The sequence below is a fragment of the Rhizobium sp. Leaf341 genome (assembly GCF_001424325.1).
Classification (GTDB): Bacteria; Pseudomonadota; Alphaproteobacteria; order Rhizobiales; family Rhizobiaceae; genus Ferranicluibacter.
Genome location: NZ_LMPE01000010.1, coordinates 166645 through 181667 on the forward strand (window position 1 = coordinate 166645; position 15023 = coordinate 181667).

General features: G+C 65.7%; 17 protein-coding genes and 1 pseudogene. 16 read left to right on the forward strand and 2 right to left on the reverse strand.

Annotated features, from left to right (window positions below; all coding sequences use genetic code 11):
• Positions 1-195 precede the first annotated feature (195 nt).
• The 5 genes from ASG03_RS10560 (at position 196) to ASG03_RS10580 (ending at position 4392) form a co-directional block, all read left to right on the forward strand.
• A complete protein-coding gene (locus ASG03_RS10560) occupies positions 196-603 on the forward strand; it encodes an endonuclease domain-containing protein (protein WP_062468669.1) in 408 nt (135 codons plus the stop codon).
• Between the two features lie 143 nt (positions 604-746).
• Positions 747-2045: a serine hydroxymethyltransferase gene (gene glyA, locus ASG03_RS10565; RefSeq protein WP_062693545.1), complete on the forward strand. Its 1299-nt coding sequence runs from the start codon at positions 747-749 to the stop codon at positions 2043-2045.
• Between the two features lie 12 nt (positions 2046-2057).
• The gene (nrdR, locus tag ASG03_RS10570) at positions 2058-2531 is read left to right on the forward strand and encodes a transcriptional regulator NrdR (RefSeq protein ID WP_062468663.1); all 474 of its coding nucleotides are present in this window, start codon (positions 2058-2060) and stop codon (positions 2529-2531) included.
• A gap of 83 nt (positions 2532-2614) precedes the next feature.
• Entirely contained in the window at positions 2615-3775 is a 1161-nt protein-coding gene (gene ribD, locus ASG03_RS10575) for a bifunctional diaminohydroxyphosphoribosylaminopyrimidine deaminase/5-amino-6-(5-phosphoribosylamino)uracil reductase RibD (RefSeq protein WP_062471909.1), read from the forward strand.
• The gene (locus tag ASG03_RS10580; protein ID WP_062693546.1) at positions 3775-4392 is read left to right on the forward strand and encodes a riboflavin synthase; all 618 of its coding nucleotides are present in this window, start codon (positions 3775-3777) and stop codon (positions 4390-4392) included. The genes ribD and ASG03_RS10580 overlap by 1 nt, the downstream gene beginning before the upstream one ends.
• Positions 4393-4399: 7 nt before the next feature.
• Here ASG03_RS10580 and ASG03_RS10585 read toward each other — a convergent pair whose 3' ends face one another.
• Entirely contained in the window at positions 4400-4984 is a 585-nt protein-coding gene (locus tag ASG03_RS10585) for a GNAT family N-acetyltransferase (protein WP_062693547.1), read from the reverse strand.
• Between the two features lie 170 nt (positions 4985-5154).
• Here ASG03_RS10585 and ribH point away from each other — a divergent pair, with 170 nt between their 5' ends.
• The 3 genes from ribH to ASG03_RS10600 all read left to right on the forward strand — a co-directional run bounded on the left by ribH (position 5155) and on the right by ASG03_RS10600 (position 8630).
• A complete protein-coding gene (gene ribH, locus ASG03_RS10590) occupies positions 5155-5616 on the forward strand; it encodes a 6,7-dimethyl-8-ribityllumazine synthase (protein WP_062471906.1) in 462 nt (153 codons plus the stop codon).
• Positions 5613-6098 carry a transcription antitermination factor NusB gene (gene nusB / locus ASG03_RS10595; RefSeq protein WP_062468653.1) on the forward strand — a complete coding sequence of 162 codons (486 nt, stop codon included), beginning with the start codon at positions 5613-5615 and terminating at the stop codon, positions 6096-6098. Before ribH ends, nusB begins: the two co-directional genes overlap by 4 nt.
• A gap of 396 nt (positions 6099-6494) precedes the next feature.
• On the forward strand, positions 6495-8630 hold the full coding sequence (locus ASG03_RS10600; RefSeq protein WP_062468649.1) for a sodium-translocating pyrophosphatase: 2136 nt from the start codon (positions 6495-6497) through the stop codon (positions 8628-8630).
• A gap of 102 nt (positions 8631-8732) precedes the next feature.
• Here ASG03_RS10600 and ASG03_RS10605 read toward each other — a convergent pair whose 3' ends face one another.
• Positions 8733-9263 (reverse strand): outer membrane protein assembly factor BamE, encoded by a 531-nt coding sequence (locus ASG03_RS10605; RefSeq protein WP_062468647.1) that lies wholly within the window; start codon positions 9261-9263, stop codon positions 8733-8735.
• A 141-nt stretch (positions 9264-9404) separates the two neighbouring features.
• On the opposite strand from ASG03_RS10605, the pseudogene ASG03_RS10610 reads away from it, so the two are divergent.
• From ASG03_RS10610 to ASG03_RS21450, 8 genes and pseudogenes are all read left to right on the forward strand, one after another.
• Positions 9405-9938 (forward strand): annotated as a pseudogene (locus ASG03_RS10610) (ubiquinol-cytochrome C chaperone family protein); the annotation flags it as partial.
• Positions 9939-10039: 101 nt separating this feature from the next.
• Positions 10040-10615 carry a YceD family protein gene (locus ASG03_RS10615; RefSeq protein ID WP_062693548.1) on the forward strand — a complete coding sequence of 192 codons (576 nt, stop codon included), beginning with the start codon at positions 10040-10042 and terminating at the stop codon, positions 10613-10615.
• A 218-nt stretch (positions 10616-10833) separates the two neighbouring features.
• The gene (gene plsX, locus ASG03_RS10620) at positions 10834-11892 is read left to right on the forward strand and encodes a phosphate acyltransferase PlsX (protein ID WP_082475682.1); all 1059 of its coding nucleotides are present in this window, start codon (positions 10834-10836) and stop codon (positions 11890-11892) included.
• 7 nt (positions 11893-11899) lie between these two features.
• Positions 11900-12871, forward strand: a complete 972-nt coding sequence (locus ASG03_RS10625; RefSeq protein WP_062468633.1) for a beta-ketoacyl-ACP synthase III — start codon at positions 11900-11902, stop codon at positions 12869-12871.
• A 117-nt stretch (positions 12872-12988) separates the two neighbouring features.
• A complete protein-coding gene (locus ASG03_RS10630; protein WP_062468629.1) occupies positions 12989-13327 on the forward strand; it encodes an integration host factor subunit alpha in 339 nt (112 codons plus the stop codon).
• 205 nt (positions 13328-13532) lie between these two features.
• Entirely contained in the window at positions 13533-14075 is a 543-nt protein-coding gene (locus tag ASG03_RS10635; RefSeq protein WP_062468626.1) for a MerR family transcriptional regulator, read from the forward strand.
• A gap of 252 nt (positions 14076-14327) precedes the next feature.
• Entirely contained in the window at positions 14328-14744 is a 417-nt protein-coding gene (locus ASG03_RS21445) for a hypothetical protein (RefSeq protein ID WP_156381801.1), read from the forward strand.
• A 14-nt stretch (positions 14745-14758) separates the two neighbouring features.
• Entirely contained in the window at positions 14759-14920 is a 162-nt protein-coding gene (locus ASG03_RS21450; protein WP_156381802.1) for a hypothetical protein, read from the forward strand.
• Positions 14921-15023 lie beyond the last annotated feature (103 nt).

The window sequence follows — 15023 nt, forward strand, 5'->3', positions numbered from 1 at the left end:
GCTGACCGAGGGCACGGCCGTTTGTTGGGCGGCGTAGCCCCTCATCTGCCTGCCGGCATCTTCTCCCCGCGGGCGAGGAGAAGAGACGTTGGTGCGCCGTTTGCTTTTTCCGCGAGAGCAAGGCACGCTCGCTGCTTTCTCCCCGCGGGCGGGGACAGCGTTAGGGGCGGGGTCGCCCGCAAGTGCGGAGGGGGCATGAGAGGGCCGAACCTGCGGACGACGGCGCGAGCGCGTCAGCTCAGACAAGGGGACAGCGAGGCGGAGCGCTTGCTCTGGGGCGAGCTGCGCGGGCGGCGACTGAACAATCTGAAATTCGTACGGCAGCTGCCCATCGATCGCTACTTTGCCGATTTTGCGTGTCGCGAAGCCCGTCTGGTCGTGGAGGTCGATGGTCATCAGCATGCAGGCAGCGATCACGACCAGGTCAGAAACGCGATCATGGCAGACCGTGGCTGGAACATCGCCCGGTTCTGGAGCCATCACGTGACGCGCGAGATGCGGTCCGTCCTGGAAACCATTGTGGCGATCGCAGACGGCCGACTGAAAGAACCGGTGCGTTCGATCGACTTCACGTTTGTGCTGGCCGCAGCGTCATCGACATGAACGCCCTTGCCAGGCGCCTCCCACCCCACCCATCCCGTCCACAGCGCAGACGCCGCGGCAAATGGCGCAAAACGCGGGGCGCGGGTTGCCCTTGGCATGCGAGGGAGATAAACACCGTGCCACCGCCCTATAGGAGCCTGATCATGAGCGATGCAGCCGCCAACGACGTCTTCTTCAACCGGTCCCTCGCCGATAGCGATCCGGATATTTTCGGTGCGATCGAGAAGGAGCTGGGCCGTCAGCGCCACGAGATCGAGCTGATTGCATCCGAGAACATCGTGTCGCGCGCCGTGCTCGAAGCCCAGGGCTCGATCATGACGAACAAATATGCCGAGGGTTATCCGGGCAAGCGCTACTATGGCGGCTGCCAGTTCGTCGATATCGCCGAGGAACTGGCCATCGACCGCGCCAAGCAGCTCTTCGGCGTCAACTTCGCCAATGTGCAGCCGAATTCCGGTTCGCAGATGAACCAGGCGGTGTTCCTGGCGCTGCTGCAGCCGGGTGATACCTTCATGGGCCTCGACCTGAACTCCGGGGGACATTTGACGCACGGCTCGCCGGTCAACATGTCCGGCAAATGGTTCAACGTGGTCTCCTACGGCGTGCGCGAAGAAGATCACATGCTGGACATGGAGGCGGTTGCCGAAAGCGCGCGCACGCACAAGCCGAAGCTCATCATCGCCGGCGGCACCGCCTATTCCCGCATCTGGGACTGGAAGCGCTTCCGCGAGATCGCCGACGAGGTCGGCGCCTGGCTGATGGTCGACATGGCGCACATCGCCGGCCTCGTTGCCGGTGGCCAGCACCCGTCGCCGTTCCCGCATTGCCATGTTGCCACCACGACGACACACAAGTCGTTGCGCGGCCCGCGCGGCGGCATGATCCTGACCAATGACGAGAATCTGGCGAAGAAGTTCAATTCGGCCGTCTTCCCCGGCCTGCAGGGCGGCCCGCTGATGCACGTCATCGCCGCCAAGGCCGTCGCCTTTGGAGAGGCGCTCAAGCCCGAATTCAAGGCGTATGCGGCCCAGATCGTCAAGAACGCCAAGGCGCTCTCGCAGACCCTGGTCGATGGCGGCCTCGACATTGTCTCCGGCGGCACCGACAACCACCTGATGCTGGTCGACCTGCGCAAGAAGAACGCAACCGGCAAGCGGGCGGAAGCGGCCCTCGGCCGCGCCTACATCACCTGCAACAAGAACGGCATTCCCTTCGATCCGGAAAAGCCCTTCGTCACCTCCGGCATTCGCCTCGGCACGCCGGCCGGCACGACGCGCGGCTTCAAGGAAACCGAATTCCGCGAGATCGGCAACCTGATCGTCGACACGCTGGACGGCCTCAAGGCCGCCAATTCCGACGAGGGCAATGCGGCGGTGGAAGCCGGCGTGCGCGAGAAGGTCGTGGCCCTGACGGACCGCTTCCCCATGTACGCCTACCTGTAAGGCCATATCGGAATGCGCTGCCCCTTTTGCGGATCGGAAGACAGCCAGGTCAAGGATTCCCGACCGGCCGAAGACGGGGCGGCGATCCGCCGCCGCCGGATCTGCCCGGATTGCGGGGGGCGCTTCACGACGTTCGAGCGTGTGCAGCTGCGCGAGCTCATGGTGTTGAAAAAGACCGGTCGGAAGGCACCTTTCGACCGGGAAAAGCTGATGCGATCGTTCGACATCGCGCTGCGCAAGCGGCCGGTGGAGCGCGAGCGGATCGAACGGGCCGTGTCCGGTATCGTCCGGCGGCTCGAAAGCTCGGGAGAGAGCGAGATCGCGTCCGAGGAAATCGGACTGCAGGTGCTGGAGGCGCTCAAGGGTCTCGATGATGTCGCCTTCGTGCGCTATGCCTCCGTCTATCGCGATTTCTCCCATGCCGAGGATTTCGAAAAGGTCATGGCGGAACTCTCTGCAAAGATCGCCCGCGACCCCGGCGCCTGACCGGAACTGCCGACATGACGCCTTCCCATGATCGAAACGCCGAGGATGCCGCCGCGACAGCGGACGGCCAAGCTGCAGACGGCATGGCTGCAGACGGCATCGCCGTCTCCGCCGGCGTGCCGGTGGACGAACAGCTGATGGCGGACGCCATTGCGGTCGGGGCCGGCCATCTTGGGTTCACCGGCAGCAATCCTTCCGTCGGCTGCCTGATCGTGCAGGAGGAGGCGCACGGACCGCGGATCATCGCCGCGGCCGTCACCGCGCCCGGCGGACGGCCGCATGCGGAAACGCAGGCTCTGGCGCAGGCCGGGGAGGCGGCGCGCGGGGCGACGGCCTATGTCACGCTCGAACCCTGTTCGCATCATGGCCACACGCCGCCCTGCGCCGAGGCGCTGATCCGCTCCGGCGTTTCGCGCGTCGTCATCTCCGTCGTCGATCCCGATCCGCGTGTTTCCGGGCGTGGTATCGCCATGCTGCAGGAGGCCGGCATCGTCGTGGAAACCGGGGTGCTGGCATCCCAGGGTACGCGCGCGCTGGAAGCCTACCTGATGCGCATGCGCCTCGGTCGTCCGCACGTCACGCTGAAACTTGCGCTGTCGCGCGACGGCATGATCGGCGATCGTGCCCGTGGCGCGGGGCAGGGGCAGGTGGCGATCACCGGGCCGGAAGCCCGAACCTATGTGCAGCACCTGCGCGCCCGCACCGATGCCATCCTCGTCGGGATCGGCACGGCGCTCGCCGACGATCCGGACCTGACCGTCCGCCTGCCGGGGCTCGAAGAGCGTTCGCCGGTCCGCATCGTGCTGGACGCCGATCTGCGACTGCCCCCGGACAGCAAGCTGGCGCGCTCCGCACGGCAGGTTCCGGTCATCGCGGTGGCCCGTCCGCTGGCGTCGGAGGAAGACAACGCCGAGACGCATGCGCGGCAGCTGCGGATCGATGCCCTGTCGGCGCAGGGCGTCGAGGTGCTCGAAGGGGATCCGCGCAGGCTCGACCTCCTTCTGCCGGCGCTGGCAAGCCGCGGCCTGTCCTCGCTGCTGGTCGAAGGTGGCGCGCGCACCGCGGCCTCGTTCCTTGCGGCCGGGCTGGTCGATCGCCTGCTCCTGTTTACGGGAACGCCCACCATCGGGCCGCAGGGCGTGGCCTCTCCCGTTCGTCCCGGGCTTGTGCCTGCGCAATTCCTGCATATGTCTGGCGAGGCCTTCGGACCCGACCATCTGGATATCTACGAAAGGACTGCCTGATGTTTACCGGCATCGTGACTGACATCGGCAAGGTCGAGCGCGTGACGCCGCTCGACGCGGGCATCCGCCTGCGCGTGGCGACAGCCTACGATCCTGCCACCATCGACATCGGCGCCTCCATTTCGCATTCCGGCGTCTGCCTGACCGTGACCGCGCTGCCCGAGCAGGGCGCAAACGAGCGCTGGTTCGAGGTGGAGGCCTGGGAGGAGGCGCTGCGCCTGACGACCATTGCCGGCTGGTCTGCCGGTGCGCGCATCAACCTCGAACGGGCCCTGAAGATCGGCGACGAGCTCGGCGGTCACATCGTCTCGGGCCATGTCGACGGCACGGCCGAAATCCTGTCGGTGGAGGCGGAAGGCGAAGCGACGCGGTTTCGCCTGGACGCGCCCGAACACCTGGCGCGCTTCGTTGCCCCGAAGGGCTCCGTCGCGCTCGACGGCACGTCGCTGACCGTCAATGCCGTCGACGGCACGGTGTTCGACGTTCTCCTGATCCGCCATTCGCTGGAGGTCACCACCTGGGGCGAACGCAAGGCCGGCGACCGCGTCAATTTCGAGGTGGACACGATGGCCCGCTATGCGGCCCGGCTCGCGGATTTCCCGGCCGGGAACGTCTGACGTCGCGTCAGCTTCTCGACGTCTCCCGGTCGTGGGGTCGCGCGGCCTCGGGGTCCTGTGACCGGGCGGTGAAGAGGCGTTCGCAGAGAACGACCGGTGCGCCGTGATAGACCGTGCGCGCCATCTCGCGGAAGCCGAGTTTGGAGGCCACGCGCAGCGATGCAGTGTTGGCAAGATAGATGATGCAGGTGCGCCGGGCCTTGGGGTAGGTCCGCTCGCCCCATTGCAGCGCCGCCGATACGGCCTCGGTGGCGTAGCCGCGGCCGTGGGCCGCGGGGGACAGGGCCCATCCGGTCTCCATCGTGCCTTCGAGCGAGGGCTGGATCACGCGATGCAGATCGTGGAACCCGGCCTCGCCGATGAAGGCGCCGCTCTCCTTGTCCTGCAGGGCGAAGAAGCCGAAGCCGAAATAATGCCACATGCCCACCTGGCGCAGAAAGCGCGTCCAGGCCTGTTCCCGCGAGAACGGCACGCCGCCGATGAAGCGCACGACCTGCGCATCGGCAAAGAGGTTGGCATAGGCCGTAAAGTCGTCGCGCCGGTAGGGGCGAAGAAGCAGGCGGTTTGTTTCGAGGGTCGGTATGGCGTGCATGATATCTGTCTTAAAGGCGAATCGCGCCGATCGCAAAGCTGCCCTGCGTCACGCGATAGGGAAAAGGCTTGCCATTGCGGCCCCGCCGTGGTTTGACCCGTGCCTCTGCCGACCAAGCGACCGGCGACATCCACATTTCCATTGCCCCCATTTCTTAGACAGGTGAACCGATGGCCGAAAGCGGCAAGCCCCATATCCTCATCGTCGAAGCCCGCTTCTATGACGACATGGCCGATGCGCTGCTCGACGGTGCGACCTCCGCGCTGACGGACGCCGGCGCTACCTACGACGTCGTGACCGTGCCCGGCGCGCTCGAAATCCCCGGCGCGATCGCCATGGCGCTCGACGGCATCGACAACGGCGCCACCGAATATGACGGCTTCGTCGCGCTCGGCATGGTCATTCGCGGCGAAACCTACCATTTCGACATCGTGGCCAACGAGTCCTGCCGCGCCATCATGGATCTGACCGTCAGCGAGAGCCTCGCCATCGGCAACGGCATCCTGACCGTCGAGAACGACGAGCAGGGCTGGGCCCGTGCGCGCAAGTCGCAGGGCGACAAGGGTGGCTTCGCCGCGCGCGCCGCCCTGACGATGATCGCCCTGAAAGCCAAGCTGGGGGGCGAACAGTGAACACGCCGACCGAACAGACGCCCCCGCTGAAGCAGGCGAACCAGCGCGGCGCAGCGCGCCTTGCCGCCGTGCAGGCCCTTTACCAGATGGATATCGGCGGCACCGGCGTGCTGGAGATCGTCGCCGAATACGAGACGCACCGCCTCGGGCAGGAGATCGACGGTGACACCTATCTGAAGGCGGACGCCTCCTGGTTCCGCTCCATCGTTTCGGGCGTCGTGCGCGACCAGCGCAAGCTCGACCCGTTGATCGGCACGGCCCTGCAGGACGACTGGGCGCTGTCGCGCCTTGATTCGACCGTCCGCGCCATCCTGCGCGCCGGCACGTTCGAACTGACCGAACGCAAGGACGTCCCCGTCGCGGTCATCGTCACCGAATATGTCGAGATCGCGCGGGCCTTCTTCGAGGAAGACGAACCGAAGCTCGTCAACGCCGTTCTCGACCGCATTGCCCGCCAGTTCCGCACGGACGTGCGGAAGTAGGTTTTTTCACGATGTCACGTTGATCGGTTTTGGGGCGGATGTCTTCGGGCGTCCGCCCTTTTTGCTGTTCGTGCGGCGACCTTGCCGGCGAGCGCGATCGTCCGCCGCGGCGCACGTCGATGCGCGCTTCCCATCTCCGGCACCCTGTGCGGGAGGCGGCTTCCGGTCGGCGGGTCAAGGACGAAGCGCGTGCCGAAAGGGCGCAGGAGCATGGCCATCGCCGCGGGATGCCCTTTTCCAAGTTGCGGGATTCTCGACACGAAGTCCGCTTGACCTTGCCATGCTGCCGCCGCAATCTGGCGTCGTTCCCGTTATGCGTGAGGAGGCGCGGCGGGACGAAGACGGGGCTTTGGCGAGGCGTTGCCTGCCGGCCTTCCAAGGGAGGAAACATCCGACATGATTGTTCTACTGGGCGTAATTCTATGCGGGCTGGTTTCGGTGGCCTATGCCATCTGGGCGACGCGGTCCGTGCTGGCTGCCGATCAGGGCAATGCCCGCATGCAGGAAATTGCAGGCTATATCCGCGAAGGGGCGCAGGCCTATCTCGCACGGCAATATCTCACCATCGCCATCGTCGGCGCCATCGTCTTCGTCGCGGCCTGGCTGCTCCTCTCGGGCACGGCCGCCATCGGCTTCCTGATCGGTGCCGTCCTCTCGGGCGCGGCAGGCTTCATCGGCATGCATGTTTCCGTCCGGGCGAACGTGCGAACGGCGCAGGCGGCCTCCGTCAGCCTGTCGGCAGGTCTCGATATCGCCTTCAAGTCCGGTGCCATCACCGGCATGCTGGTGGCGGGCCTCGCGCTGCTCGGCGTGTCCCTCTATTACCTCATCCTGACCGCGGGCCTCGGCCATGCGCCGGGTGACCGCGAGGTCATCGATGCGCTGGTGTCGCTTGGCTTCGGCGCGTCGCTGATCTCGATCTTCGCCCGCCTCGGCGGCGGCATCTTCACCAAGGGCGCGGATGTCGGCGGCGATCTCGTCGGCAAGGTCGAGGCCGGTATTCCCGAGGACGATCCGCGCAACCCCGCGACCATCGCCGACAATGTGGGCGACAATGTCGGCGACTGCGCCGGCATGGCGGCCGACCTGTTCGAGACCTATGCTGTCTCGATCGTCGCGACGATGGTGCTGGCGGCGATCTTCTTTGCTGGGAGCGCGACGCTCGCCTCGACCATGGTCTACCCGCTCGCGATCTGCGGCACCTGCATCATCACCTCGATCATCGGGGCCTTCTTCGTCAAGCTCGGCTCCAACGGCTCGATCATGGGCGCGCTCTATCGCGGGCTGATCGTCACCGGTCTCCTGTCGATCGTCGGCCTTGCCCTCGCGACGACAGCCACCGTCGGCTGGGGCGTCATCGGCACGGTCGACGGCAAGGACATCACCGGTGCGAGCCTCTTTGCCTGCGGCATTCTCGGCCTCGTCGTCACGGCGCTGATCGTCGTCATCACCGAATATTATACCGGCACCAACAAGCGGCCGGTCAACTCGATCGCCCAGGCCTCCGTCAGCGGCCACGGCACCAACGTCATCCAGGGCCTTGCGGTGTCGCTGGAATCGACCGCCTTGCCCGCCATCGTCATCGTTGGCGGCATCATCACGACCTACCAGCTTGCCGGCCTGTTCGGCACCGGCATCGCCGTCACCGCCATGCTCGGCATCGCCGGGATGATCGTGGCGCTCGACGCCTTCGGTCCGGTCACTGACAATGCCGGCGGGATCGCGGAAATGGCGCATCTGCCGCCGGAGGTGCGCAAGTCGACGGACGCGCTCGACGCGGTCGGCAACACCACCAAGGCCGTCACCAAGGGCTATGCGATCGGCTCGGCCGGTCTCGGCGCGCTGGTTCTCTTTGCCGCCTACGCCAACGACCTGAAGTATTTTGCCGCCAATGGCGACAAGTATCCCTATTATGCCGACGTCGGAACGATCTCCTTTGATCTCTCCAATCCCTATGTCGTCGCCGGGCTGATCTTCGGTGGCCTCATTCCCTACCTGTTCGGGGGCATCGCCATGACGGCCGTCGGCCGTGCGGCGGGCTCCGTCGTGGAGGAGGTGCGCCGGCAGTTTCGCGAAAAGCCCGGCATCATGGCCGGTACGGACCGCCCCGATTACGGCCGGGCGGTGGACATGCTGACCAAGGCGGCGATCCGCGAGATGATCGTTCCGTCGCTGCTGCCGGTGCTCGCGCCGATCGTCGTCTACTTCGGCGTCCTCGCGCTTTCCGGTTCCAAGGCCTCGGCCTTTGCGGCGCTCGGCGCGTCGCTCCTCGGCGTCATCGTCAACGGCCTCTTCGTCGCGATCTCCATGACCTCGGGCGGCGGCGCCTGGGACAATGCGAAGAAGAGCTTCGAGGACGGTTTCGTCGACAAGGACGGGCAGCGTCACCTCAAGGGCTCGGAAGCGCACAAGGCGTCCGTCACCGGCGACACGGTGGGTGATCCCTACAAGGACACGGCGGGCCCGGCCGTCAACCCGGCGATCAAGATCACCAACATCGTCGCCCTGCTGCTGCTGGCGGTTCTCGCCTAAAGGGCGTCGCCTCAAATGAAAACCCGCAGGGCCGGCCGGCGCTGCGGGTTTTTCTGTCTTGCGAAGTCGCGGCGTCGCGGGCTTGCGCCCGGCGCGGAAGGATCAGCGGTTGCCGACGTCGGAGGAGAGGACGGACCGGGCCATGCTCTTGCCGATGCCGTTGCCGGTCAGCAGCTGGCTGAGGAAGGTGAGCTCCTTGCCGCCGGTCGGCGTGGTGCGCGAGATCATGTCGAACACCTTGCCATCCTGCTGCGTGTAGTGCGCCAGCTGGGACACGGTGCCGTCCTTGTCGAAATAGACGGCGAGGATGCTCTGGTCGATCAGCTTCGGCTTCATGAAGGCGACCGGGCGGCGGCGCTTCTGCGAGATGTAGTAGAACACCTCGTTGTCGAAGGTTGCCGTGGTGGAAGGCGTGCCGAGCGAGAGCAGGACCTGCTCGCGGCTGGAGCCGACCGGCACGAGGGCGAGCGTCTCCTGGTCCACCACATAACCCTGGTTATAGGTCTGCGACACGGTGAACAGATCGCCCGAGCTCTGGCAGCCGGCCAGAAGGCCCGCGCACAGGATGACGGCGAGACCCGTCCGGTTCACAATATGCATGTCGGACTTGAAAAAACGTCTCGTCAACGACATCTCCCTTGAAGATACGCCGGCAGATGCGCCATTGCTTTTCGTGCCTGCTTCGGTAAACCAGCTTCCGCGATCATGCAACAAGACGATGCGCGTGCCCCCGGTGTTTCAGCGTGTTTGAAGCGGGGAAAGTTGGGCTTAATGATGTTTTTCGGGCTGTTCGGCAAAAAAAACGGGAACGCCGCGATCGTCGCCCGTCAGTATGACCTTCTGACGGCCGCCGCCCGGCAGCCGATGCTCTACGAGAGCATGGATGTGCCCGATACGGTCATGGGCCGGTTCGAAATGGTCTCGGCCATGCTGATTCTCTACTTCCGCCGGACGCGGGCCTCGGCGCGGCCCGGGCAGGAGATCGCCCAGGAAATCGTGGACGCCTTCTTCGAGGATGTCGATCACTCCATCCGCGAACTCGGTGTCGGCGACGTCAGCGTGCCCAAGCGCATGAAGAAGCTGGCGTCGATGTTCTACGGCCGTCTCGAAAGCTATTCCGCAGCGCTCGACCAGGGCGACGGCCCCGCGCTCGAAGCCGCGCTCCGCCGCAATTTTCACCCGAAGGCGCCGGCGGAGGCGCCTGCGATGACGGCGTTGGCCGACTACATGATCGCGGTCGAACGGAGACTGAGCGCGACCGACGAGGCCATGGTCGAAACCGGCACGCTCGCCATCCCGGCGCCCGGCCCGGACGCCGGCCATGGGGCGGTTCCCGGGATGTCCGCATCAACGGTGTCTCCGGCTGCCAACCCGATCCCACACACAGACACGACGCAAAGGAGCGCCCCTTGAAGTCCCCCGCTCAGCCGCCCGAAAAGCCCGATGACGCCCCTGCCTATTCGCATCTGGTCAAGGTCGGCGCGCTCTCGGCCAGTCTGACGACGCTGCGGCTCGCCGCGGACGCGGCGGCGCTCGAGGCGCTGGCCCGGCAATGGCGCGTGACAGAGGTCCGCAGCCTGACGGCCGAGCTGCAGATCGCGCGCTGGAAAAAGGACGGCGTGCGCGTCAAGGGCCGGGTCACCGCCGATCTGGTGCAGGAATGCGTGGTGACGCTCGAGCCGGTGGAAAGCCATATCGACGAGCCCGTGGAGGCGACCTTCGTGCCCGACGGATCGCGGCTGGCGCGCGCGCTGACCGCCGAGACGGCGGAGACGGTGATCGACCCCGACGGTCCGGATGCCCCCGACGTCTTCGTCGGCGATACGATCGATATCGGCCAGACCGTCGCGGAGCACGCGGCGATGGCGATCGACCCCTATCCGAAGAAGCCCGGTGCGGCCTTTCCCGACCACATCGAAAGCACGGAGAAGAACGACAAGCGCCCCAATCCGTTTGCCGCTCTGAAAGACTGGAAAAAGGACTGAACGGCCGATCCTATCGGTTCTTGTTCAGGGCCGGTTCAGGTATGAATCTTGGAAAAACGGCCGTTTTGACGGAAAGCGGCCGGAGGAATTGCGGGATCGGCTCGCATTCGGCCGCGTGAACGGTTAAGGACCAGTCCGGATTGCCATGCAGGAGCGCCGGCGCTTCGCGTCGCGGACGGGGCAGGCGGGCACGAAACGGACAGCAGGATAGGAAACACGTGGTCAGAATATCCCTCGATCTGATGGGCGGCGATCATGGTCCGCAGGTCATCATCCCCGGCGCTGCCAAGGCGCTCGAGCGGCATCCGGACATCCGATTCGTGCTCTACGGTCTGGAGGCCGACTGCCTGCCGATCCTCGAGAAGTACCCGAAGGTCAAGGCTGCAAGCACGTTCCACGCCTGCGAGCTTGCGATTGCCATGGACGAGAAGCCGAGCCAGGCGCTGCGCCGCGGCCGTGGCAAGGCGTCCATGTGGCAGGCGATCGATGCGATCAACCGCAACGAGGCCGACGTCATCGTGTCCGCCGGCAACACCGGCGCGCTGATGGCCATGTCGGTCTTCTGCCTGCGCACCATGGCCGGCATCCAGCGTCCGGCGATCGCGGCGATCTGGCCGACGCTGAAAGGCGAGAGCATCGTGCTGGACGTTGGCGCGACGATCGGCGCCGATGCGCAGCAGCTCATGGACTTTGCCCTGATGGGCGGCGCCATGGCGCGCGCGCTGTTTGAGATGGATCGCCCGACGATCGGTCTCCTCAATGTCGGCGTGGAAGAGATGAAGGGCCAGGAAGACGTCAAGGAGGCCGGGCGGCTGATCCGCGAAGCCAATCTCGACGGCATCGACTATTTCGGTTTCGTGGAGGGCGACGATATCGGCCGCGGGACCGTCGACGTCGTGGTCACCGAGGGTTTTTCCGGCAATATCGCGCTGAAGGCCGCCGAAGGCACGGCTCGCCAGATCGCGGAATATCTGCGTGCGGCCATGTCCCGTACGCTTTTGGCCAAGATTGGCTATATACTGGCGAAAGGCGCCTTTGACCGGCTGCGCGAGAAGATGGATCCGCGCAAGGTCAATGGCGGCGTCTTTCTCGGCCTCAACGGCGTGGTGATCAAGAGCCATGGCGGTGCGGATTCCGAGGGTTTTGCAGCGGCGATCGATGTCGGCTACGACATGGTCCGCAATGGATTGAAAGCCAAGATCGAGACCGACTTGGACAAATACCGCGCGACCCGGGCCCCCGAAGGGGCGCCGACGGGTGCCGGTGGCGAGGTTTGACAAAGACATGATCCGTTCTGTGGTTCGCGGTTTCGGGGCAGCGCTCCCGAAACAAGTGGTGACCAACCGTGACCTGGAGGCGAGGGTCGACACCACCGATGAGTGGATCGTGCAGCGAACCGGCATCCGGCAGCGCTACATCGCCGGCGAGGGCGAGACGACGGCGTCGCTCGGCGAAGCCGCCGCACGCGCCGCCCTCGACCGCGCGGGCCTGACGCCGGCCGATATCGACGTCATCATTCTCGCGACATCGACGCCCGACAACACCTTTCCGGCCAGCGCCGTCAACATCCAGGCACGTCTCGGCATGCAGCATGGTGCGGCCTTCGACATGCAGGCCGTCTGCTCGGGCTTCGTCTATGCCATGGCGACGGCGGACGCCTATATCCGCGGCGGGCTTGCGCGGCGCGTTCTCGTCATCGGCGCGGAGACCTTTTCCCGCATCATCGACTGGAGCGACCGCACCACCTGCGTGCTCTTCGGCGACGGCGCCGGCGCCGTGATCCTGGAGGCGGGCGAGGGCAACGGCACGACGGCGGATCGCGGCATCCTCACCTCGCATTTGCGCTCCGACGGCACCCATCGCGAAAAGCTCTACGTCGACGGCGGGCCGTCGACGACGGGCACGGTCGGCCATCTGCGCATGGAGGGCCGCGAAGTCTTCAAGCATGCGGTCGGCATGATCACCGACGTGATCGAGCAGGCCTTCGAGGCCACGGGCACGACGGCCGAGGATATCGACTGGCTGGTGCCCCACCAGGCCAATCGCCGGATCATCGACGGCTCGGCCAAGAAGCTCGGCATCCCCCCGGAAAAGGTCGTCATCACGGTCGATCTCCACGGCAACACGTCGGCCGCCTCCATCCCGCTCGCCTTGAACGAGGCGGCAGCCGACGGACGCATCAAGCCGGGCGATCTCGTGCTGCTGGAGGCCATGGGCGGCGGCTTCACCTGGGGCTCCGTGCTGCTGCGCTGGTAACCGGCGGGCCCGCCCGTCGCTCGATGAAAAGCGAAAGGGAATGAAGCGCTTGACCCACGTGGTCAACGGCAATAGTCTCCCACGGAAATCGAGATTCCAGAAGATCTGTGGGGGATCATGAGCGGTAAAACGGTAACGAGAGCAGACCTCGCCGAGGCTGTTTTTCGCAAGGTCGGCCTGTCGCGTACCGAATCCGCCGAACTGGTCGAAACGGTCATCGACGAGATCTGCAACGCCATCGTGCGCGGGGAGAGCGTCAAGCTCTCCTCCTTTGCCACCTTCCAGGTGCGCGACAAGAACGAGCGCATCGGCCGCAATCCCAAGACGGGTGAGGAAGTGCCGATCTCGCCGCGTCGCGTGATGACCTTCAAGGCCTCCAACGTGCTGAAGCAGCGCGTGCTGAAGGCCCATCTGGCCCGCAAGGCCAAGCAGAAGCCGGCCGCGCCTGCACCCTGACAGCCACGCCCTGCGGGCGCATGTCGACGGCGCCCGTTCGGGCGCCTTGCTTTTTCCGGTTGAAAACCTTCGCGTAAGCCGTTGAAAGACGGCCCGATTGTGCGATCATGCAGCGCAGAGCGCAGGGTTGTCCCGAATCGGGACGTTGCGGCACCCCGGTCATGGCCTCTCGGGATCATGACCCCTATGGCTGATTGAGGACGACATGGACAAGAGCCCGGATGCGTTTCGCACGATCAGCGAAGTCGCCGACGATCTCGACCTGCCGCAGCACGTGCTGCGCTTCTGGGAGACGCGGTTCGTCCAGATCAAGCCGATGAAGCGCGGCGGCGGGCGACGCTACTACCGGCCCGAGGACGTGGACCTGCTGAAGGGCATCCGCCACCTGCTCTACGATCACGGCTATACGATCAAGGGCGTCCAGAAGCTCCTGAAGATGAACGGCAACAAATTCGTCGCGGCGATCGCCAGCGGCGACCTTGCGACCGTCGAGGCTCTGGCTGCCGCCAGCAACGACGAGCCGCCGGTCCAGCAGCAACCGAAGATCGGCATGGCCGATGAGGACCAAATCGTCGGCCGCGCCAAAATGCCGACCAGCCGCCGTTTCTTCTCCTTCAACAATGGCGCCGACGACATGCCCGAGGTGTCCGTCGGCAAGACCTCCGTCAACAAGGAAGACCGGGCGTTGCTGCAGGAGGCCCTCTACGACCTTCTGGAGTGCAAGCGGCTGCTCGACCAGGTCCGTTGATCACAGGCTTTGGGGACCGACCCGCTCTGCCGGTCCCCGGCGTGGCCGTCAGTCGACGACAGGCGCGGCGGGCCGCATTTTAGCCGCGCGCCATACGCCAGATCGTTCCCGATGTTCTTGTTTCGTCCGATACCGGACGCTTGTCCGCGCGGCGGGCCTAATGCCGGTGACGGAGGGAACAGCTTGCCTTTTTAAGGGTTCTTCAGGTCTCAACGCCGGCAGAATGCCAGGCGAGACGAGGAGATGAGAACAATGGTAAAGACCTATTTGACCGCAGCGCTTGTCGCGCTGAGCCTGACCGGCACCGCCCTTGCACAGACCGGCACAAGCGCTTCTGGCGCAGCCAACGGTGCAGCACCGATGACCGGTGACCAGCCGAACACGACCGCAGCCGGCACCTCGTCGACGGGCGGCATGGCAACGGGCGCGGCCGGCACCTCCGGCTCTGCCATGGGCACGACGACCGGCGCCACGGGCGGCACCGCACCGATGACGGGCGACCAGCCGGCCTCGAGCGACAGCTCTGGTGCATCCGGCTCCATGGGCGCGACGACGTCCGGCGCCGGCAGCGCAGCGGCACCGACCGCAACGGCACCGATGACGGGCGACCAGCCCTGCGCACCGGGTGCGACCACGACGGCATCCGGCATGGCTTGCCCCACGCCGTAATACATATCCAGCTGATGACTTCCAGGCTCCGGCTGGTCCTGGAAAACGCCTGTCCAGCCGGAGCCTTCGAGGCCCCGACTGGACGGAGCGGCAACGATCTCCTGTCGATCCCGATCGGCATGGACACGGACTTCGAAGGTTGCCTTGCGGCCATGCTGCAACAGGCGACTTACTAATGGTCCGGCATGTCTGCGATAGCATGTCCCGACCCGGTAACGGCCCTGCTCGAACCCTGAGCCCGAGCGCCATGCTCCCGCCGTCACACCCTCTCCCTGTCTT